General features: G+C 65.5%; 18 protein-coding genes. 4 read left to right on the forward strand and 14 right to left on the reverse strand.

The genetic code is table 11. The features are described 5' to 3' along the window. Positions 1-86 precede the first annotated feature (86 nt). The gene (locus PCLY_RS06915; RefSeq protein WP_061238556.1) at positions 87-1,994 is read left to right on the forward strand and encodes a beta-ketoacyl synthase; all 1,908 of its coding nucleotides are present in this window, start codon (positions 87-89) and stop codon (positions 1,992-1,994) included. Positions 1,995-2,098: 104 nt separating this feature from the next. Here PCLY_RS06915 and cysQ read toward each other — a convergent pair whose 3' ends face one another. Next, on the reverse strand, positions 2,099-2,923 hold the full coding sequence (gene cysQ, locus PCLY_RS06920) for a 3'(2'),5'-bisphosphate nucleotidase CysQ (RefSeq protein ID WP_061238557.1): 825 nt from the start codon (positions 2,921-2,923) through the stop codon (positions 2,099-2,101). Further along, the gene (nudE, locus tag PCLY_RS06925) at positions 2,920-3,486 is read right to left on the reverse strand and encodes an ADP compounds hydrolase NudE (RefSeq protein ID WP_061238558.1); all 567 of its coding nucleotides are present in this window, start codon (positions 3,484-3,486) and stop codon (positions 2,920-2,922) included. The genes cysQ and nudE overlap by 4 nt, the downstream gene beginning before the upstream one ends. Before the next feature lie 124 nt (positions 3,487-3,610). Here nudE and yrfG point away from each other — a divergent pair, with 124 nt between their 5' ends. After that, entirely contained in the window at positions 3,611-4,276 is a 666-nt protein-coding gene (yrfG, locus tag PCLY_RS06930; protein ID WP_061238559.1) for a GMP/IMP nucleotidase, read from the forward strand. 93 nt (positions 4,277-4,369) lie between these two features. Here the strand turns inward: yrfG and lysM are convergent, their stop codons facing one another. From lysM to PCLY_RS06960, 6 genes are all read right to left on the reverse strand, one after another. Next, positions 4,370-4,807, reverse strand: coding sequence for a peptidoglycan-binding protein LysM (gene lysM / locus PCLY_RS06935; RefSeq protein WP_061238560.1), 438 nt, complete (start codon positions 4,805-4,807; stop codon positions 4,370-4,372). A 74-nt stretch (positions 4,808-4,881) separates the two neighbouring features. Further along, positions 4,882-5,709: a formate dehydrogenase accessory sulfurtransferase FdhD gene (gene fdhD / locus PCLY_RS06940; RefSeq protein ID WP_061238561.1), complete on the reverse strand. Its 828-nt coding sequence runs from the start codon at positions 5,707-5,709 to the stop codon at positions 4,882-4,884. Between the two features lie 70 nt (positions 5,710-5,779). After that, positions 5,780-6,028 carry a formate dehydrogenase subunit delta gene (locus tag PCLY_RS06945; RefSeq protein WP_061238562.1) on the reverse strand — a complete coding sequence of 83 codons (249 nt, stop codon included), beginning with the start codon at positions 6,026-6,028 and terminating at the stop codon, positions 5,780-5,782. A gap of 100 nt (positions 6,029-6,128) precedes the next feature. Then, positions 6,129-8,963, reverse strand: coding sequence for a formate dehydrogenase subunit alpha (gene fdhF, locus PCLY_RS06950; protein ID WP_061238563.1), 2,835 nt, complete (start codon positions 8,961-8,963; stop codon positions 6,129-6,131). Positions 8,964-8,978: 15 nt separating this feature from the next. Further along, entirely contained in the window at positions 8,979-10,550 is a 1,572-nt protein-coding gene (locus PCLY_RS06955) for a formate dehydrogenase beta subunit (protein WP_061238564.1), read from the reverse strand. Next, positions 10,547-11,041, reverse strand: a complete 495-nt coding sequence (locus PCLY_RS06960; RefSeq protein ID WP_061238565.1) for a formate dehydrogenase subunit gamma — start codon at positions 11,039-11,041, stop codon at positions 10,547-10,549. The genes PCLY_RS06955 and PCLY_RS06960 overlap by 4 nt, the downstream gene beginning before the upstream one ends. Positions 11,042-11,238: 197 nt before the next feature. On the opposite strand from PCLY_RS06960, the gene PCLY_RS06965 reads away from it, so the two are divergent. Together PCLY_RS06965 and PCLY_RS06970 are read left to right on the forward strand one after the other, a co-directional pair. Continuing rightward, positions 11,239-12,327: a substrate-binding domain-containing protein gene (locus tag PCLY_RS06965; RefSeq protein WP_061238566.1), complete on the forward strand. Its 1,089-nt coding sequence runs from the start codon at positions 11,239-11,241 to the stop codon at positions 12,325-12,327. Positions 12,328-12,439: 112 nt separating this feature from the next. Beyond that, positions 12,440-12,883 (forward strand): YMGG-like glycine zipper-containing protein, encoded by a 444-nt coding sequence (locus tag PCLY_RS06970; protein WP_061238567.1) that lies wholly within the window; start codon positions 12,440-12,442, stop codon positions 12,881-12,883. Here PCLY_RS06970 and PCLY_RS06975 read toward each other — a convergent pair. The 6 genes from PCLY_RS06975 to PCLY_RS07000 all read right to left on the reverse strand — a co-directional run bounded on the left by PCLY_RS06975 (position 12,877) and on the right by PCLY_RS07000 (position 19,641). Further along, the gene (locus tag PCLY_RS06975; protein ID WP_061238568.1) at positions 12,877-13,644 is read right to left on the reverse strand and encodes a DUF4824 family protein; all 768 of its coding nucleotides are present in this window, start codon (positions 13,642-13,644) and stop codon (positions 12,877-12,879) included. The genes PCLY_RS06970 and PCLY_RS06975 overlap by 7 nt on opposite strands. Next, complete coding sequence (locus PCLY_RS06980; RefSeq protein WP_061238569.1) at positions 13,641-14,705, reverse strand: DUF2157 domain-containing protein; 1,065 nt, start codon at positions 14,703-14,705, stop codon at positions 13,641-13,643. Before PCLY_RS06980 ends, PCLY_RS06975 begins: the two co-directional genes overlap by 4 nt. Positions 14,706-14,798: 93 nt before the next feature. Beyond that, complete coding sequence (locus PCLY_RS06985; RefSeq protein ID WP_061238570.1) at positions 14,799-15,233, reverse strand: acyl-CoA thioesterase; 435 nt, start codon at positions 15,231-15,233, stop codon at positions 14,799-14,801. Between the two features lie 86 nt (positions 15,234-15,319). Further along, entirely contained in the window at positions 15,320-16,483 is a 1,164-nt protein-coding gene (locus PCLY_RS06990; RefSeq protein ID WP_061238571.1) for an iron-containing alcohol dehydrogenase, read from the reverse strand. Positions 16,484-16,612: 129 nt separating this feature from the next. Continuing rightward, complete coding sequence (locus tag PCLY_RS06995) at positions 16,613-18,403, reverse strand: acyl-CoA dehydrogenase C-terminal domain-containing protein (protein WP_061238572.1); 1,791 nt, start codon at positions 18,401-18,403, stop codon at positions 16,613-16,615. Then, positions 18,400-19,641, reverse strand: a complete 1,242-nt coding sequence (locus PCLY_RS07000; RefSeq protein WP_061238573.1) for a 3-hydroxyacyl-CoA dehydrogenase — start codon at positions 19,639-19,641, stop codon at positions 18,400-18,402. Before PCLY_RS07000 ends, PCLY_RS06995 begins: the two co-directional genes overlap by 4 nt. Positions 19,642-19,874: the final 233 nt, after the last annotated feature.

Here is a 19,874-nt window from a genome sequence, read left to right on the forward strand (position 1 = left end):
TCCAAACGCCACCGCCCTTTGACCCCGCCCGCGCCCACTGGCGCCGGCCTGGCGTCGCGCTGGCCTTGTTCAGGAGCTTTTGAGTTATGTCGCGCTTACCTGTGATCGTGGGTTTTGGGGGTTACAACGCAGCCGGGCGCAGCTCCTTCCACCACGGCTTCCGACGCATCGTGCAGGAGTCGCTGGAGCCTCAGGCACGCCAGGAAACCCTGGCCGGGCTGGCACAGATGATGAAACTGGTGCGCGTGGTCGACGGCCAGTACCAAGACCAGGACGGCCAGCCGCTGAGCCTGGCCGAAATCGAGAGCCGCTACGCCAAGGACATCCTCGCCGGCACCCTGGTGCGCCGCATCGAGAAGCAGCACCTGGACCCCGACGCAGCCCACTGGCAGAAAAACATCGGCGTCGCCCCGAGCAATGGCACCAGCCTCAGCTTCATCACCCAGCGCAAGCAACTGCCCGAGCCGCTGCCGGCCAACTGGTCGCTCGAAGAGCTCGAAGGCAATGAGGTGCGCGTCACCCTGCACGACAGCTGCGAATTCAAGGTGGACAGCTACCGCCCGCTGGCGGTGAAGTCCGCCGGCCAACTGCCCACCGGCTTCGAGCCGAGCGAGTTGTACAACGCGCGCTTCCACCCGCGCGGCCTGTCCATGACCGTGGTCGGCGTCACCGATGCCTTGCGTTCCGTAGGCATCGACTGGCAGCGCATCGTCCAGCACGTGGCACCGGACGAAATCGCCGTGTTCGCCAGCTGCATCATGAGCCAGCTCGATGAGAACGGCTTCGGCGGCATGATGCAGTCACGCCTCAAAGGCGGTCGCGTCACCGCCAAGCAGCTGGCTCTGGGCCTGAACACCATGCCGGCCGACTTCATCAACGCCTACGTGCTGGGCAGCGTCGGCACCACCGGCAGCATCACCGGCGCCTGCGCCACCTTCCTCTACAACCTGCAGAAAGGCATCGAGCAGATCGCCTCGGGCAAGGCCCGCGTGGTCATCGTCGGCAGCAGCGAAGCGCCGATCAACCAGGAGTGCATCGAGGGCTACGGCGCCATGGGCGCACTGGCGACCGAGGAAGGCCTGCGCCAGATCGAAGGCAAGAGCGAGGTGGACTTCCGCCGCGCCAGTCGTCCATTCGGTGACAACTGCGGCTTCACCCTGGCCGAGGCCTGCCAGTTCGTGGTGCTGATGGACGACGAGCTGGCTCTGGAGCTGGGCGCCGACATCCATGGCGCGGTACCGGACGTATTCATCAACGCCGATGGCTTCAAGAAATCCATTTCCGCCCCCGGCCCAGGTAACTACCTGACCGTGGCCAAGGCCGTGGCCAGCGCCGTGCAACTGCTCGGCCTGGACGCCGTGCGCAGCCGCAGCTTCGTCCACGCCCACGGCTCCAGCACCCCGGCCAACCGCGTTACCGAATCGGAAATTCTCGACCGCGTCGCGGCCGCCTTCGGCATCGAGCAATGGCCGGTCACGGCGGTGAAGGCGTTCGTCGGTCACTCCCTGGCCACCGCCAGCGGTGACCAGGTGATCGCCGCTCTCGGCGCCTTCAAGTACGGCATCGTGCCGGGTCTGAAGACCATCGACGCCGTCGCCGCTGACGTGCATCAGGATCACCTGAGCCTGTCCACCGACGACCGCAAGATGGGCGAGCAGGCGCTGGACGTGGCCTTCATCAACTCCAAGGGCTTCGGCGGCAACAACGCCAGCGCCCTGGTGCTGGCCCCGCATGTCGCCGAGCGCATGCTGCGCAAACGTCACGGTCAGGCCGCCTTCGACGCCTACCTGGCCCGCCGCGAAGGCACCCGCGCCGCAGCCGCCGCCTACGACCAGCAGGCGCTGCAGGGCAAGCTGGACATCATCTACAACTTCGGTAACGACATGATCGACGACCAGGCGATCTCCATCACCACCGAAGAAGTGAAGGTGCCGGGCTTCGACCAGCCACTGGTGTTCAAGAAGGACGCGCGCTACAGCGATATGCTCGATTGAGGATGCACAGGCTGTAGGAGCGGCTTCAGCCGCGAAGCTTGCCGCACGCCGTCTCTTGGGGACGGATCGCGGCTGAAGCCGCTCCTACTCCGGCAAGAAGCGCCTCAAAGTTGTAGATCGCGCGCCAGCTCGATCAGCTCGCCACGCCACTCGACGGCAGCTGGCAGCGCCAGGAAAGACGGGTTGAGGAAGGACTCGCGTGCCTCGTAGGTAAGCGCCTCACCGGATAGGTCCAGCACTTTGCCCCCCGCCCCCTCAAGCACGCCCTGTGCGGCGGCGGTGTCCCACTGCGAGGTAGGCGCCAGGCGTGGGTAGCAGTCGGCATTACCTTCGGCCAACAGGCAGAACTTCAGAGAGCTACCGACATTGGCCAGCGCCGGCTCGCCGAAGCGCTCGGCCAGACCTGCGAGCAGGGTTTCCTGCGCTGGGCTCGAATGACGCTTGCTGGCCACCAGGGTAAAACCCTGCGCGGGTGCCAGACGCACGCTGATCGGCTGCTCTTCGCCTGGCTCGTCGCTGCACCAGGCCCCCAAACCGGCGCCGCCGTAATAGCAGCGCCCATTGGCGGGAATCCCGACTACGCCGAAAACCACGCGACCACGCTCGACCAGGGCGACGTTGACGGTGAACTCCTCCGAGCCGGCAATGAATTCCTTGGTGCCATCGAGCGGATCGACCAGCCACCAGCGCGTCCAGGCCGAGCGCTCGCTCAAGGGAATATCCGCTGCTTCTTCCGACAGCACCGGAATCTCCGGCGCCAGCGCCTGCAAGCCAGCAAGCAGGATATGGTGCGCAGCCAGGTCGGCGGCAGTGACTGGCGAGGCATCGGCCTTCTCCGTCACCGCCACGTCGCTACGCCAGTAAGGCAGGATCGCCGCACCGGCGGCACGCACTAGTTCGATCACCTGGGGAATATAGGGATGACTCACTGCACGAACTCCCCGCGCTGGCTCAACAGGTCGCGCACCAAGTACAACGCAGCCAGGGCGCGGCCCTCGCTGAACTGGGCGTGCTGGGCCAGGCTGGACAACTCGCGCAGGTTGATGCGGTCGACCCGCATCGGCTCCGGCTCGTCACCAGGCAGGCGCTCCTCGTAAAGATTGCGCGCCAGCACCACTTGAATCTTCTGGCTCATGTAGCCGGGCGACAGACTCAGTTCGGTGATGTACTCCAACTCATGCGCGCCAAAGCCCGCCTCTTCCTTGAGCTCGCGATTGGCGGCCACCAGCACGTCTTCGCCTGGTTCGATCAAACCCTTGGGCAGCGACAACTGATAGTCGTCGGTGCCGCCACAGTATTCCTCGATCAGCACAGCGTGCTCGGCATCGAGCATCGCCACCACCATCACCGCACCATAACCGACACCCTTGCCGACCAGTCGCTCATAGGTGCGCTCCGTGCCGTTGGAAAAGCGCAACTGCACTTCTTCGACACGAAACAGACGGCTGCTGGCGACTATTTCACGGGCGAGTACCGTGGGCTTCTGACGCATGGGACGACTCCTTGGCGTGACCTGGCGGGTTATCATACCGCGGCTTTTGCGATTATCCCCGGCGCAGATTGCGCGTTCGCGACGCACGCCGGCAGATTCACGACTTTCATCACCAGGCGCACCCATGCCTTCACTTCCCTGGCACCAGATCGACACCGTCCTGCTGGATATGGATGGCACGCTGCTCGACTTGCACTTCGACAATCACTTCTGGCTCAAGCACCTGCCGCAGCGTTACGCCGAGCACCATGGCCTCAGCCTGGCGCTGGCCGAAGCCGAGCTGCTGCCGCTGTTTCGCCAGCACGCCGGCACGCTGAACTGGTATTGCACGGACTTCTGGAGCCGCGAGCTGCAACTCTCGATCCGCGATCTCAAGCGCGAAGTCGCCCACCTGATCGCCCTGCGCGAAGATGCCGAAGCGTTTCTGCGCGCCCTGCGCGAGGCCGGCAAACGCGTGGTACTGATCACCAACGCGCACCGCGACTCACTGTCGCTGAAGATGGAGCGCGTAGAGTTGGCGCCTTGGTTCGAGCGCCTGATCAGCTCCCACGACTATGGCTTCCCCAAGGAAGACCAGCAGTTCTGGTTCGCCCTGCACCAGGACGTCGGCTTCGACTCGACGCGCAGCCTGTTCATCGACGACAGCCTGCCGATCCTGCGCAGCGCCGGTCAGTTCGGTGTCGCCCACCTGCTTGCCGTGCGCCAGCCCGACAGCCAGGCCGGGCCGAAAGACACCGAGGAGTTCGCCGCGGTGGAGGACTACCGGGCGTTGTTGCGCGATATCGGCTAACCCGAATGCAATGCGGGAGGTCCTGGCTACGCCCCTCGCCGTTGCATGAACTGCAGAATGCCGCAGCCGAAAGCGCCTCCCGCCAATGCTCGGTCACTCGGGAATACGCAACACCTGACCGGGATAGATCTTGTCCGGGTGGCTGAGCATCGGTTTGTTCGCCTCGAATATCTTCATGTAGGCGTTGGCATTACCGTACTCGGCCTTGGCGATGGCGCTGAGGGTGTCGCCCTTCTTCACCGTGACGAAGCGCGCCTCGGGCGCAGCCGTGACGACAGTGATGCGATCCTCCACTTCGGCGACACCCGCGACGTTGCCCAGGGCCAGAAGCACTTTCTCCTTCTCTTCCTGACTGGCCACCTCACCCGTGGCGATCACTTTATCGCCGTCGACGCTGATCTGGATGTTCGGGTTGCCCAGGCCAACATTGGCCACATGTTCCTTGAGCGATTCGGCAGCCTGCGCCTCCTGGCCGACCAGCGACTCCCACAGCTTGACCCCAGCTTCTTTGACAAAAGCGAACATTCCCATGGTGATGCCTCTCGTTCCGTGTGGATGACCGGAATGCAAGTCTAGACCATGGGGGGACGACGACAACGCCAGCCTCAGGCCGGCGCGGGGCTGTATACGCGCGACGGGCTGTGGTGCGGCAGGTGGATGAGATTGAGACGGTGCCGACGCGCCCAGCGCACGCACAGGTCAGTCGGCGCGGACAGGCTCACCAGGCTGGCGAAACCGGCGCGCACCGCCTTGTGGATCAGCTCCAGACTGCAGCGGCTGGTGACCACGGCGAAGCCGCGGCGTGCGTCACGGCCTTCGCGGCGCAGCGCACCGATCAGCTTGTCCAGCGCGTTGTGCCGGCCAATGTCTTCGCGACACAGAATGATCTCGCCATGCTCATCGACGAACAGAGCGGCGTGCAGGGCGCCGCTATGACGCGCCAGCTTCTGCACCTCGCCGATGCGCGTGCGCAGATTGTCCAGGTGCAAAGCCGGTGGCAGCGGGTTCACGCTCAGGGTATCGAGTTGTGGAAGCGCCTGCTCCAGCGCTTCCACGCCGCACAGCCCGCAGCCACTGGTACCGGCCAGATTGCGGCGCTGCTGCTTGAGCGCCCAGAAGGCTCGACTGGCGATCTGCACCTCGGCGCTGAACGCCTCGCCCGCGCGCCTCAGCTGGATGTCGTAAATGTCCTCGGCCGCCCCGACCACTGCAGAAGTCAGGCTGAAACCGACGACGAAATCCTCCAGCGCACTGGGCGAAACCATCATCACCGCATGGCTGATGCCGTTGTAGGCAATGGCCAGCGCGCATTCCTCGGCCAACACCGCATGCCCCGCGCTCGCGGTTTCGTCCAGCTCGACATAGGCATAGCCGTCCGGCGCTGGGCTGGCGGCGTATTCATCGGCAAGTGGACGGGTGTGACGATGGGTCATGTGATGCGGATTCCTTGCGATGATCGCAGGGTGCCTGGCGGCACCCTGCGCAGCAGCCAGATTGCCGCACTCAGACAGCAGCGGCCTGCGGCGCGATCTGCCCGCGCAGATCACGCAACACCTGCAGCACGAACTCGCTCAACCCTTCGCCACCGCTGGCGTCCAGGTGAGCGTAAAGCGCCGTGCGCATCTGCGGATCCCACTGCCGCTTGAGGTGCTGGGCGTACTCCGTACGCGCCTGCTCCTGGTTGGGCTGGGAAGCGAAGAAGGCGCCGATCTGGTTAGCCATCTTGATCAGTTGCGTGGCGTTCATGCCCATGGCTTTACTCCGCTGGTTGACCGAAAAGCCGCAAGTGACAGGCGAGCGTGGCAGTGGTGCGCAAAGCGCACCCTGGGTTCCGATGCCGGCGCGAGCCTCATCATAGCTGCACCACCGGCAGCAGGTTGACCTGCTCGCGGGTGAAGGCATCGAACTCCTGCTGCCAGTCGGACGGCGTCTCGACCTTGCGCACCTGCACCGCCGTGACCTTGTACTCCGGGCAGTTGGTGGCCCAGTCGGAGTTGTCGGTGGTGATCACGTTGGCGCCGGACTCCGGATGGTGGAAGGTGGTGTACACCACCCCCGGCTGCATGCGCTCGGTAACCTTGGCGCGCATCACCGTCTCGCCGGCACGGCTGTTGATGCCGACCCAGTCGCCGTCCTTGATGCCACGGTCCTCGGCGTCAACCGGGTGCAGCTCGAGAATGTCCTCGGCATGCCAGGCCTTGTTGGCGGTACGCCGGGTCTGCGCGCCGACGTTGTACTGCGAGAGGATACGCCCGGTAGTCAGTACCAGCGGACGCTTGCGCGAGGTGCGCTCCTCGGTCGGGATGAACTCGGTGACCACGAAACGGCCCTTGCCACGAACGAAGGCGTCTTCGTGCATGATCGGGGTACCTTCCGGCGCCTCGTCGTTGCACGGCCACTGGATGCTGCCCAGACGCTCGATCTTTTCGTAGCTGACGCCAGTGAAGGTCGGCGTCAGAGCGGCGATCTCGTCCATGATCTCCGACGGATGACCATAGCTCATCGGGTAACCGAGTGCGTTGGACAGCGCCATGGTCACTTCCCAGTCTTCCTTGCCAGCCAGCGCCGGCATCACCTTGCGCACCGGCGAGATACGACGCTCGGCGTTGGTGAAGGTGCCGTTCTTCTCCAGGAAGGAGGCGCCAGGCAGGAACACATGGGCGTACTTGGCGGTTTCGTTGAGGAACAGATCCTGAATCACCACGCACTCCATGGCCTTGAGCGCATCGGTGACGTGCTGGGTATCGGGGTCGGACTGTGCCGGATCCTCGCCCTGGATGTACATGCCCTTGAAGGTGCCGGCATGCGCGGCAGCCAACATGTTGGGAATACGCAAGCCCGGCTCGTCGAGCAGCTTGACGCCCCAGGCAGCCTCGAACTGCGGACGCGCCACCGGGTCGGAGACGTGGCGGTAACCCGGCAGCTCATGGGGGAAGGAGCCCATGTCGCAGGAACCCTGCACGTTGTTCTGCCCACGCAGCGGGTTGACCCCGACGCCCGGACGACCGATGTTGCCGGTGGCCATGGCCAGGTTGGCAATCGCGATCACGGTGGACGAACCCTGGCTGTGCTCGGTGACACCCAGGCCGTAGTAGATCGCGGCGTTGCCACCGGTGGCGTACAGACGGGCGGCGGCGCGCACCGAGGCAGCCGGTACGCCAGTCAGCGCTTCCATCGCCTCGGGGCTGTTGCGTTCTTCGCTGACGAAGGCACGCCACTGCTCGAAGCCTTCGCTCTCGCAGCGCTCGGCGACGAACGCTTCGTTGATCAGTCCTTCAGTGGCGACCACGTGACCAAGGCTGTTGAGCAGGGCCACGTTGCTGCCCGGACGCAGTTGCAGATGGTGCTCGGCCTTGATGTGCGGGCTGCGCACCAGGTCGATACCACGCGGGTCGGCGACGATCAGCTTGGCGCCCTCGCGCAGGCGGCGCTTGAGCTGCGAGCCGAACACCGGGTGGCCGTCGGTGGGGTTGGCACCGATCACCAGCACCACGTCGGCGGACAGCACCGAATCGAAGTCCTGGGTACCGGCGGACTCGCCGAGGGTCACCTTCAGGCCATAGCCGGTCGGCGAGTGGCAGACGCGAGCGCAGGTGTCGACGTTGTTGTTGCCGAAGGCCGCGCGCACCAGTTTCTGCACCAGGTAGGTTTCTTCGTTGGTGCAGCGCGAGGAGGTCAGGCCGCCGACGGCATTGCGGCCGTACTGCGCCTGGATCTCCTTGAAGCGCTTGGCGGCGTAACCGATGGCTTCGTCCCAACTCACCGAGCGCCACGGCTCGGTGATGCTGTCGCGGATCATCGGTGTCTTGATGCGGTCCGGGTGGGTCGCGTAGCCCCAGGCGAAGCGGCCCTTGACGCAGGCGTGACCGTGGTTGGCGTGGCCGTTCTTGTTCGGCACCATGCGCACCACGGTGTTGCCCTTGACCTCGGCATTGAACGAGCAGCCTACGCCGCAGTAGGCGCAGGTGGTGGTGACACTACGCTCGGCCTGACCCATTTCGATCACCGACTTTTCCATCAGCGTGGCAGTCGGGCAGGCATTGACGCAGGCGCCACAGGACACGCACTCGGAGTCGAGGAAGTCCTCGGCCTGGCCAGCGGCCACGCGCGAATCGAAGCCACGGCCGTCGATGGTCAGGGCGAAGGTACCCTGCACTTCTTCACAGGCGCGCACGCAGCGGTTGCAGACGATGCACTTGGACGGGTCGTAGCTGAAATAGGGGTTGGACTCATCCTTGGTCTCGGCCAGATGAGTCTTCACCGGGTCATAGCGCACTTCACGCAGACCGACCACGCCAGCCATGTCCTGCAGCTCGCAGTTGCCGTTGGCCGAGCAGGTCAGGCAGTCCAGCGGGTGATCGGAGATATACAGCTCCATGGTGCCGCGGCGCAGTTCGGCCAGCTTCGGGCTCTGCGTGCGCACCACCATGCCCGGCTCGACCGGGGTGGTGCAGGATGCCGGGAAGCCACGGCGACCTTCGATTTCCACCGTACACAGGCGGCACGAGCCAAACGGTTCCAGGCTATCGCTGGCACAGAGTTTGGGCACGGCGATGCCGGCCTCCTGGGCCGCGCGCATCAGCGAGGTGCCGGCCGGCACGGTGATGGCGGTGCCGTCGATTTCCAGGGTTACCGGGGCACCGCTGCGAGCAGGGGTGCCATAGTCGAGTTCACGATACAGGGCCATGGGGACGCCTCCGGGTCAGCGGGCTTCGGCGGCGTCTTGCGACACCCCGAAGTCCTCGGGAAAGTGGTTGATGGCGCTCATCACCGGGTACGGGGTCATGCCGCCAAGGGCGCAGAGCGAGGCGCCGAGCATGGTATCGCAGAGACTCTTGAGCAGTTCGATACGCCCCGGCTGCGGGCCTTCGGAGCGAGCCACGATGATCTGCGACAGCAGTTCCTCGCCGCGAGTCGAACCAATCCGGCAGGGCGTGCACTTGCCGCACGACTCCACCGCGCAGAACTCCATGGCGTAGCGCGCCATATCGGCCATGTCGACGGTGTCGTCGAACACCACGATGCCGCCGTGACCGAGCACTGCGCCAAGGGCAGCGAACGACTCGTAATCGAGCGGGGTGTCGAACTGCGATTCGGGCAGGTAGGCGCCGAGGGGGCCGCCGACCTGCACCGCGCGAATCGGTCGGCCACTGGCCGAGCCGCCGCCGTATTCGTAGAGCAGCTCACGCAGGGTGATGCCGAAGGCCTTCTCGATCAGGCCACCACGGGCGATGTTGCCGGTCAGCTGGATAGGCAATGTGCCGAGCGAGCGACCCATGCCGTAATCCTTGTAGTAGGCGCCGCCCTTGTCGAGGATGACCGGCACCGACGCCAGCGAGATCACGTTGTTGATGACCGTCGGCTGGCCGAACAGACCCTCGATGGCCGGTAGCGGCGGCTTCGGCCGCACGGTGCCGCGCTTGCCCTCGACGCTCTCGAGCAACGCGGTTTCCTCACCGCAGATGTAGGCGCCAGCGCCACGGCGCAGCTCCAGATGGAAGGCCTTGCCACTACCGAGCACGTCGTCGCCGAGGTAACCGGCTGCTGTGGCACGGGCGATGGTCTCAAGCAGTACCGCCTCGGCGTGCGGGTATTCCGAACGCAGGTAGATATAGCCTTTGTTGGCACCGACGGCGAGACCGGCGATGGTCATGCCCTCGATCAGTACGTAGGGATCGTCCTCCATCACCATGCGGTCGGAGAAGGTGCCCGAGTCGCCTTCATCGGCGTTGCAGACGATGTATTTCTGCTCGGCCTGGCAGTTGAGTACGGTGCGCCACTTGATGCCGGTGGGGAACGCGGCACCGCCACGGCCACGCAGGCCGGACTCGGTGACCTCGGCGACGATCGCCTCGGGCGTCATGCCGAGGGCGCGCTTGAGGCCGCGATAGCCGTCATGAGCGATGTAATCCTCCAGCGACAGCGGGTCGGTAATACCGGCGCGGGCGAAGGTCAGACGCTCCTGGCGCTTGAGGTAATCGATTTCCTCGGTCAGGCCGTGGCCCAGCGCATGCGCCTTGCCTTCGAGGAAACCGGCATCGAACAGACCGGCCACGTCACGCGCCTTGACCGGACCATAGGCCACACGGCCAGCCGGCGTGGCCACTTCGACCAGCGGCTCGAGCCAGAACAGCCCACGCGAGCCGTTGCGTACCAGCTTCACCTCGACGTTGCGCGCCGCGGCCTCGGCGACGATGGCGCGGGCCACCTTGTCGGCGCCCAGACTGAGCGCGGTGGCATCACGCGGGACGAAAACGGTAATGGACTCGCTCATGCTTGGGCCTCCTGTTCCGCCAGCAGCGCCAGCACTTCCTCGGCGTCGACACGACCGTGCAGCTCGCCATTTAGCATCACGCTCGGTGCACAGGCGCAGTTGCCCAGGCAGTACACCGCTTCGAAGCTTAGACTACCGTCCTCGCGGGTCTCACCCAGCGGCAGGCCGAGCTTGGTCTCGAGTTCAGCGGTCAGCGCCTTGACGCCCATCGACTGGCAGGCCTCGGCCTGACACAGCTTGAGCACCTGGCGACCGGGCGGGGTGGCACGGAAGTCATGATAGAAGCTCACCACCCCGTGCACTTCGGCACGCGACAGGCAGAGGTCCTCGGCGATCAGCGGCAACAGCTCGGGCGGTACGGCGCCGAGACGGTCCTGGATATCGTGGAGGATGGGTAGCAGGGCGCCGGCCTGACCGCGGTGGGCGGCAAGCACCTCGCGGGCGACGGCCTCGCACTGCTCAGGGGCGAAGCGCTGGGGAAGAAGGGCCATGTTCGATGCTCCAGCCGGCGGCTATACCGGTACGGTCAGGAGACAAGCGCCACACTCACGGCTAATGGGCGCTTATCCCAGGCGGAGCCGCAAGGCTCGCCACATATGAAATAAAGTTCTTATACTTGGCCGCAAAGCGCCCATGTGCTGCAAATTAGCATGGGTAATCGGCCGAACAAATATGAAGCCTTGAACATATGATCCGTATCGATATTCAGCCGCGTTGGCGCTTTCATCAACGCGACGGCAGCAGCCTCGACCCGCAGGGACTGGAGTTGCTGCAGGCCGTGCACGACACCGGCAAGCTGACCGAGGCCGCCGCTCGCGTCGGCTACTCCTACCGCCATGCCTGGAACCTCCTGGGCAAGTGGCAGGCGTTCTTCGGCAGCCCGCTGATCGACCTGGAGCGCGGCAAGGGCGCGCGCCTGGCGCCACTGGGGGAAAAACTGCTGTGGGCCGACCAGCGCATTCGCGCGCGACTGTCGCCCCAACTGGACAACCTGGCCAGCGAACTGGAACTGGAACTGAACCGGGTGCTGCAGGCCAGCAACCCGGGTCTGCGCATCCATGCCAGCCACGGTTTCGCCGTGGCAGCGCTGCGCGAGTGGCTGGAGAGCGACCCCAGCTGGCAGTGGGAGGTGCAGTTTCGCAGTGGCAACGAGGCAATGATCGCCCTGCAACGCCATGACTGCGAGGTGGCCGGCCTGCACGTACCGGCCGGGCCACTCGGCGCGCTGAGCATGAGCCGCATCCAGCCCTGGCTGCGCCCCGCGCAGCGGGTGATCACCTTCGTCGTGCGTACCCAGGGTCTGATGCTCGCCCCGGGCAACCCGCTAGGTGTGCACGGCCTGAAGGACCTGGCCAGCGGCAGACTGCGCTTCGTCAATCGCGAACTGGGTTCGGGCACACGCTTGCTGCTGCAGGACCTGCTGCAACGCGATGGCCTGGACAGCACGAACATCAGGGATTTTCACAACGAGGAGTTCACCCACGCGGCAGTGGCCGCCTACGTCGCCAGCGGCATGGCCGATGTCGGCTTCGGCGTCGAGGCTGCAGCGCGTCAGTTCGGTCTGGACTTCATCCCCATGGCACGCGAGCACTACTGCCTGCTGTGCCGCGAGGACAGCCTCGAACTGCCGGCCATGGCCGCTCTCCTTCGAGTGCTGCAGAACCCGGAGTTCCAGGCGCGCATCAGCCAGCTGCCCGGCTATGCACTGAGCCGCCCCGGCGAGGTGCTGCCGCTGGCCCAGGCGCTGGAGCAATGGGGACGCGAACCGTTGCTGTGAGCGTTGCCCAAGGCCATCCGACGGGCGGCCGGGCAACGGGGAACCACGGGGGCGCCGCTTGGGTCAATGGAGCAACTCCCGCCGCAAAGCGGCTCCCGTGATCGAGAAGCCTATGAAGTCCCTACAATTTCTCTTCCTCTCTTTTGGCCTGAGCAGCGGCGGTGTCGCCTTTGCCGGCAGCACCGAAGCAGGTTTGGGCGGCGCCCTGGGTGGCGCAGTGGGTGCGATGGTTGGCCAGCAGGTCGGTGGCAACACCGGTGCTGCGGTCGGCGCCGGCCTCGGCGGCGCTGCAGGTAGCATGGTGGGCGCTGACCGTCGCAGCCGTACCGAAGCCGCCATCGGCGGTGCCCTGGGAGCAGCCGGCGGTAACGTTGTCGGTCAACAGGTCGGCGGCAACACGGGCGGCCTGGTTGGCGCCGCGGTGGGCGGCGGCGCCGGTGGCGCACTGGGTAACTACATGGGCAATGCCAGCTACGACGATGATCGTCGTGGCAAGCATCGTCACCACCACGGCAAGAAGCACAAGAAGCATCACAAGCACTGGCGCCGTCACTGACGGATGCCGAGCACCCAGGGTTCATGACGACGGCCGAAGGCCACGTCGACCTGCGCCTTGAACCCTGTCCGCTGATAGCTGCGTGCCCAGCCACGCGCCAGCTCATGATAGGCGTAGGGAACGCTCAGGCGGTCATTCTCCAGGCGAATGGTCGCGCCATAACCGGCCTCCGTGCCGTTGCGATAAGGCTCGATACGCCCGGCCATCAGCACCTGGCGCTGCCGATCCGGCCAACGCTGGCGCAGTGACAGGGCATCGACTCCCGCATCCACCAGCATCAGGCGGCTGGCCTGCTGCTCGACAAACTGCAGGCGCTGCTGGCGTTCATCGCGCGCCTGGCGCAACGTCTCGCTCCCGGGGCTGGCCTGCAGTTCCGCTTCAGCCGCGAGCAATGCCTCTCGGGCCTGCTCGACCTGACGTCGGTAGAGCGCCCCATCCAGCTCCAGAACCAACCAGACCTCGCGTGCCGGCTGACGGCTCAGGGCTTGCCCGGCGCCCGCGTCGAAACCCAGCTCATTCAGCTTGGCCTCGTCCAGCCAGGGCAATCGCCACCCCTCACCAGGACGCTGCCAGCTCAGTTGCAGGCGCATTACGCCGTCGCCCTCTTCACGCAGCCAGCCACCCGGCACGCGCTGTAATTCGCGTTCGCTGAGCAGCAACCGCGCTTCAGGCTCGCCACTGCGGTTGTACCAGACGCCGCCAAGGGCGAGCGCGTTGCTCAGCAGCACCACGCCGAAACCAAGCCACACGGCCCGCTTCATTGCCCACCTCCCGTCGCACTGCGCCGCCAGCGCTGCAACACCATCAGCAGCAGTACTGCGATCAGACCGAGCAGGAGGAAGAACAGGTAGCGCGGCAGCAGTTGCCACCACCAGTCGAACAGCTTGGCGAACAGCATGATCAAGGCGAAGACCAGCCCGGTATTGACCACCTCGCCCCAGCCACGGCGAACGCCCAGCCAGATCGTTGCGCCAGCCAGGACGAAACCGAGCACCTGGTACAAGGCCTCGATCGACCCCGTCGACCACTTGAGGTAGCTGCCGCCACCCCAGTAGGACAGCACCAGCACCGGGCCGAGCAGGTAGAGCAGCGCGAGCACCCGATAGCAGGCGGCAAAGCCCGTATAGCGCCGCTGATCCCACCACTGTGGCACGAACAGCAGCGCCAGCAGCGGCATGAACAGCTCCGGCCGTTCGCCCAGCGACCACCAGTGCCAGCCCACCCAGTCACCCAGGCGGGCCGCCACGAACAGACCGAAGCACAGCAGCGCCACCACCAGCAGCAGGCGCTGGCGGCACTGGTAGGCCAGCAGCAGCGCCAGCGCGCCCCAGGGCAACAGCGCCTTGTCCGATGGGGTGATGTTGAAGATCTGCCCGAGCATCGACAGATTGAGCACGAAGCAGACGAATGCCAGCACAGCGGCCAGCTTGGCGTAGTAGCCCGAGGCGTCACGCGCCTGCAACCAGAAGCACGCCAGCAGGCTACCCAGGGTACTACCGAGGAGGATGGCGACCTGCGCGATGGCGTCGAACAGGCCCCAGAACTGATAGAACAGGAAGAACAGTGCGGCCGCCAGCGCCAGTGCGCCGAACAACGAAGCCAAGCGCATCCCCAGCGACAGCTGGCGAGCACGGGCATCGGCGTCGATATCCAGCGTCTGGCGAAAGTGCGTCAGCAACTGGCGATGGTGGCTGGCGACGGCCTGCTCCTGCGCCTCGCTCAGCTGCAACACCTGCTCCCGGCGCAGCTCGGCCAGTTCCTCGCGAAAAGCAGCGATGCGAGCAGCGCGTTGCTGCGCCTGCTCACGCTCAAGAGCGGACATGGGCACTCCCTGGCGAATGACTGCCCACAGCCTAGCAGTGAGCGCTCTCAAGCGGTATGCAACACCGCAGAGGCTGCGCCGTACGCCGTGTTTTCACTCCACCAGTAATGTCGCCAGCGCCGCACGCAGCGACACTGGAATGGCCACTGGACGGTTGCTCGCCCGGTCAACGAAGACATGCACGAAACGTCCGGCGGCGCACGCCTGCTCTTCACCCGCCTTGAAGACTGCCAACTCGTACTGCACCGAACTGTTGCCCAGCTTGCCGACCCTCAGCCCCACCTCGATGGCATCGGGAAAGGCGATGGAGGCGAAGTAATCGCAGGCCGAGCTGACCACGAAGCCAACCACCGCACCGTCGTGGATATCCAGGCCACCCTCGGCGATCAGGTAGGCATTCACCGCGCTGTCGAAGTAGCTGTAGTAGGTCACGTTGTTGACGTGGCCGTAGATATCGTTGTCGTGCCAGCGCGTGCTGATCGGCTGAAAGTGGCGGTAATCGCCACGCAGGTGCTGGGGTTGGCTCATCGCTAGTCCTCAATTGTCATCGCGGCTAAAGCCCCTCCTACAAGATTGCGAGCGTCTGTGGGAGGGGGCTTTAGCCGCAACCTGAATCAGTAGGCGGCCTGGTAAATGGCCAGCGCCTGCTGCTCGCTCATCTCACGCGGATTGTTCACCAGCAGGCGCTGCTGCAGCATGGCGTCCGCTGCCAGCGTGGGCAACATCGCCTCGCCCACGCCAGCATCGCGCAGCCGCGTCGGCAGGCCGCTGCGCTGGCTGAACGCGGCCAACGCCTCGATCAGTTGCTCGGCCTGGGTCATCGCACTGCCTGCCGCTAAACGCTCACCCAGCACCAGCGGCGCCAGCTCGGCATACAGCGGTGCAGCCACTGGTGCGTTGAAGGCCAGCACCTGCGGCAGCACCAGCGCGTTGGACAGCCCATGGGGGATATGGAAGTGCCCGCCCAGGGGGTAAGCCAGCGCATGCACGGCTGCCACCGGAGCGTTGGCGAATGCCTGGCCGGCCAGGCAGGCGCCGAGCAGCATGGCCTGCCGCGCCTCGCGATTACTGCCGTTATGCACCACCTCATCGAGGTTGGCCGCCAGCAGGCGCAGGGCCTCGCGTGCCAGCAGGTCGGAAAGCGGGTTCTTCTTCAGCGCGCTGGTGTAGGCCTCGATGGCATGCACCATGGCGTCGATACCGGTGGCGGCAGTGACCGAGGCCGGCAGGCCGAGGGTCAGGTCGGCGTCGAGCAGGGCCAGGTCCGGCAGCAGCAGCGGCGAGACCACGCCCATCTTGGTGGTTTCGCCCGTGGTGACGATGGCAATCGGCGTGACCTCGGAGCCGGTGCCGGCGGTGGTCGGCACCTGGATCAGTGGCAGTCGTCGACCACGGGCATTACCTACGCCGTAGATGTCACTCAGGGCCTGGGCGCAGTCGGGATGAGCCAGCAGCGCCACCAGCTTGGCCACATCCATCGAGCTGCCACCGCCGAAGCCGACCACCAGTTCGGCCTGCAGCTCACGGGCCTGGGCCACGGCGGCCAACACCACCGCCTCGGGAGGGTCGGCCAGCACCTGATCGAACACCTGCACCGTCATCCCGGCATTGACGAAACCCGGCAGCAGCGGCTGCAAGAGACCCAGGCGGGTGATGCCGGGGTCGGTGACGACCAGCACGCGGCGGGCGCCGCGTTCGCGGCAGAGTTCGGCCAAGCGCAGACTGGCGGCGGATTCGCAGAGAATCTGCGCGGTGGTGGCGAAACTGAAGGGATGCATGCAGTGCTCCTCTTGTTGTAGCCCGGATGCGATCCGGGATCGGCCCTGTCCCGTGCGATAGGCGCCAGACCTGAGTCGGCGCCATCGCTCCCCTCTCCCGCTTACGGGAGAGGGTTGATGGAGAGTGTGTTAGAACGCAAAGCTCTCCTCGTCCATGGCCATCAGGCACTGCGCGCCGCCCAGCAGCGCTTCACGGTGCGCGCTGGCACGCGGTAGTACGCGGCGCAGGTAGAACTCGGCGCTGTGCAGCTTGGCCTGGTAGAACGCCGCCTCAGCGTTGCCCGCCTCCAGTTCGTCCTGCGCTCGCGCCGCCGCCTGCAGCCAGAAACCGGCCAGCAGCAGGTACGCCGAGTACTGGAGAAAATCCACCGAGGTGGCGCCGATCTCCTGCGGGTCGCGCTGACAGGCGGCGATCACGGCGCTGCTCAGCTCACGCCATTCGCCGAGACGCGCCTGCACCACGGCCGCCATGTGCGTCAGGGCCGGGCGCTTGGCCTGGGTATCGCACAGCGCGCTGAACTCGGCCTGCAGGGCAGACAGCTCGGCACCGCCGTCGCCCAACAGTTTGCGCCGGATATAGTCCAGCGCCTGGATGCCATTGGTGCCTTCGTAGAGCTGGGTGATGCGGCTGTCGCGCATCAGTTGCTCCATGCCCCACTCGCGGATGAAACCGTGCCCGCCATAGACCTGCACGCCATGGCTGGCGACCTCCTGGCCCATGTCGGTGAAGAACGCCTTGACGATGGGAATCAGCAGCGCCGCGCGCTTGCCGGCGGCCTGGCGCGCCTCGGCCGCGTCGGCGCCATGTTCGAGGTCGAGCTGGCGCGCGGTGTAGGCAGCGAGCATGCGGCTGCCTTCGACCAGGGTCTTCTGGGTCAGCAACATGCGCCGCACGTCGGGATGAACAATGATCGGGTCGGCCGCCTTGTCCGGCGCCTGCACACCCGCCAGGCCGCGTGATTGCAGACGCTCGCGGGCATACCGCAGCGCCCCCTGGAACGCCGCCTCGCCGATCCCCAGGCCCTGCAACCCGACCTGAAAGCGCGCGTCGTTCATCATGGTGAACATGCAGGCCAGGCCCTGATTGGCCTCGCCCACCAACCAACCCGTGGCGCCGTCGAAGTTCATCACGCAGGTGGAGGCGCCCTTGATACCCATCTTGTGCTCGATGGCGCCGCACGACAGGGTGTTGCGTTCACCCGGGGTGCCATCGGCAGCGGCGATGAACTTCGGCACCAGCAGCAGGCTGATGCCCTTCACCCCCGCTGGGGCGTCCGGCAAACGCGCGAGCACCAGATGGACGATGTTTTCCGACAGATCCTGCTCGCCGCCGCTGATGAAGATCTTGCTGCCGCTGACCCGGTAGCTGCCATCGGCCTGCGGCTCGGCGCGGGTACGCAGCAAAGCCAGATCGGTACCGGCTTGCGGCTCGGTCAGGCACATGGTGCCGGTCCACTGGCCGCTGACCAGCTTGCCCAGATACTGCTGTTTGAGCGTTTCGCTGCCGTGCTTGTGCAGCGCCAGCACCGCGCCTTCGGTCAGCCCGGAGTAGACGCGAAACGACAGCGACGCGCCCATCAGCATCTCGTGGAAAGCGCAGGCCACCAGTTGCGGGAAGCCCTGACCACCGTATTCCACCGGCCCGGTCATGCTCGCCCAGCCGTTGTCCACGTACTGCTGATAGGCCTCACGAAAGCCCCTGGGCGTGCTCACCGCGCCGTCGCTCAGCTGGCAACCTTCTTCATCGCTGTTGCGATTGAGCGGTGCGATCTCACCGGCAGCGAAGGCTGCTGCTTCTTCCAGTACGCCGTCGATCAGCTCGCGATCCAGGCCGTTGCCCAGACGTTCGCAGTGACCAGCGGCATCGAACAGTTCGTGCAGTACGAAGCGCATATCGCGCAATGGCGCCTGATAGCTCATACCTTGCCCTCCTCTACATCGCCAAAGCCTTTGTTCGCCGCAGCCAGGCGCTCGATCAGCGCCGCTGGTTGCCAGTGGCTGCCGAAGCGCTCGGCCAGTCGCAGCAGGCGCTGACCAATGGCGCCAACACCCTGGCCATCGGCCCAGCTCATCGGGCCGCCGCGCTCGGCGGGAAAGCCGTATCCGTTGAGATAGACCAGATCGATGTCGTGGCTGGTGCTGGCGATGCCCTCCTCGAGAATCTTCGCCCCCTCGTTGACCAATGCCAGCAGGCAGCGCTCGACGATCTCCTCGTTGCCAATCTCACGGCGGACGAAGCCCAGGCGCTCCGACTGCATCTGCACCAACCCGTCGACGGCCGGGTCATGTTCGGCCTGGCGGCTGCCCGGCGCATACAGGTAGTAACCCTTGCCGCTCTTCTGGCCGAAACGTCCCAACTCGCACAGGCGGTTATCCACCTGCACCGCCGGGTCGTCCTGGCCCTGGCCAGCCAGTTCACGGGCACGCCATTCCAGGTCGATGCCGACCACGTCATACATGCGAAACGGCCCCATGGCGAAGCCAAAGCCCTGCAACGCGGCATCCACCTGATGCGGCCAGGCGCCCTCGAGCAGCAGCATGCGCGCCTCGCGCACGTAGGTGTGCAGCATGCGGTTGCCGATGAAGCCGTGGCAGTTGCCGGCCACCACCGCCACCTTGCCCATGCGCGCGCCGAGTTCCTTGGCGGCCTGCAGCACGGCGGGCGCGGTCCTGGCACCACGGATGATTTCCAGCAGTTTCATGATGTGCGCCGGGCTGAAGAAGTGCAGGCCCAGTACCGCCTCCGGCCGCGCGGTGACGGCAGCGATGGCATCGATATCCAGCGCCGAGGTGTTGCTGGCGAGGATGGCGCCGGGCTTCATCGCTGTATCCAGCTCGCGGAAGATGCTCTGCTTGAGTTCGAGGTTCTCGTACACCGCCTCGATCACCAGGTCGGCATCGGCCAGCGCGGCATAGCCGTCCACCGCCGCGATACGAGCGCGCCGCGCCGCCGCTTCGGCCGAGTCGATACGACCCTTGGTCACGTTATGCGCCCAGGTTTCCTCGGCCATGACGAGGCCGGCCTCGACCATCTGCGGGTTGTTGTCCAGCCACAGTACATGCAGGCCGGCATTGGCCAGGCTGATGACGATACCGCGGCCCATGGTGCCGGCGCCGATCACGGCGGCACAGCGGAGCGGCGAGACGACTTTATTCATTGTGGTTCCTCTCGTGCACGAACAGGCTGGGCCCCCTTAAAAACTACCTGCGTTGTCATCGCTGCGTTAAAAACAGGCTCACAGCCGAAGGCTGAACGCGCTTTAGCGCGGCCCCGAAGGGGGGGAGCGAAGCGAATCAAATGCTCATTTACAACCCGTAAACTCCGCTTTTTCGCCTGTTTTCGCCTGTTTTCGCCTTGCGCTGACTGCCTCGCCTACGTTTTTAAAGGCAC

It is taken from the genome of Ectopseudomonas composti (assembly GCF_001567565.1).
GTDB lineage: Bacteria > Pseudomonadota > Gammaproteobacteria > Pseudomonadales > Pseudomonadaceae > Aquipseudomonas > Aquipseudomonas composti_A.

Excerpts from the sequence above, each read along its gene's own strand:
- PCLY_RS06915 (WP_061238556.1), top strand. The coding sequence starts at position 87 with ATGTCGCGCTTACCTGTGATCGTGGGTTTTGGGGGTTACAACGCAGCC.
- nudE (WP_061238558.1), bottom strand. The coding sequence starts at position 3,486 with ATGCGTCAGAAGCCCACGGTACTCGCCCGTGAAATAGTCGCCAGCAGC.
- yrfG (WP_061238559.1), top strand. The coding sequence starts at position 3,611 with ATGCCTTCACTTCCCTGGCACCAGATCGACACCGTCCTGCTGGATATG.
- lysM (WP_061238560.1), bottom strand. The coding sequence starts at position 4,807 with ATGGGAATGTTCGCTTTTGTCAAAGAAGCTGGGGTCAAGCTGTGGGAG.
- fdhD (WP_061238561.1), bottom strand. The coding sequence starts at position 5,709 with ATGACCCATCGTCACACCCGTCCACTTGCCGATGAATACGCCGCCAGC.
- PCLY_RS06945 (WP_061238562.1), bottom strand. The coding sequence starts at position 6,028 with ATGGGCATGAACGCCACGCAACTGATCAAGATGGCTAACCAGATCGGC.
- fdhF (WP_061238563.1), bottom strand. The coding sequence starts at position 8,963 with ATGGCCCTGTATCGTGAACTCGACTATGGCACCCCTGCTCGCAGCGGT.
- PCLY_RS06955 (WP_061238564.1), bottom strand. The coding sequence starts at position 10,550 with ATGAGCGAGTCCATTACCGTTTTCGTCCCGCGTGATGCCACCGCGCTC.
- PCLY_RS06960 (WP_061238565.1), bottom strand. The coding sequence starts at position 11,041 with ATGGCCCTTCTTCCCCAGCGCTTCGCCCCTGAGCAGTGCGAGGCCGTC.
- PCLY_RS06965 (WP_061238566.1), top strand. The coding sequence starts at position 11,239 with ATGATCCGTATCGATATTCAGCCGCGTTGGCGCTTTCATCAACGCGAC.
- PCLY_RS06970 (WP_061238567.1), top strand. The coding sequence starts at position 12,440 with ATGAAGTCCCTACAATTTCTCTTCCTCTCTTTTGGCCTGAGCAGCGGC.
- PCLY_RS06975 (WP_061238568.1), bottom strand. The coding sequence starts at position 13,644 with ATGAAGCGGGCCGTGTGGCTTGGTTTCGGCGTGGTGCTGCTGAGCAAC.
- PCLY_RS06980 (WP_061238569.1), bottom strand. The coding sequence starts at position 14,705 with ATGTCCGCTCTTGAGCGTGAGCAGGCGCAGCAACGCGCTGCTCGCATC.
- PCLY_RS06985 (WP_061238570.1), bottom strand. The coding sequence starts at position 15,233 with ATGAGCCAACCCCAGCACCTGCGTGGCGATTACCGCCACTTTCAGCCG.
- PCLY_RS06990 (WP_061238571.1), bottom strand. The coding sequence starts at position 16,483 with ATGCATCCCTTCAGTTTCGCCACCACCGCGCAGATTCTCTGCGAATCC.
- PCLY_RS06995 (WP_061238572.1), bottom strand. The coding sequence starts at position 18,403 with ATGAGCTATCAGGCGCCATTGCGCGATATGCGCTTCGTACTGCACGAA.
- PCLY_RS07000 (WP_061238573.1), bottom strand. The coding sequence starts at position 19,641 with ATGAATAAAGTCGTCTCGCCGCTCCGCTGTGCCGCCGTGATCGGCGCC.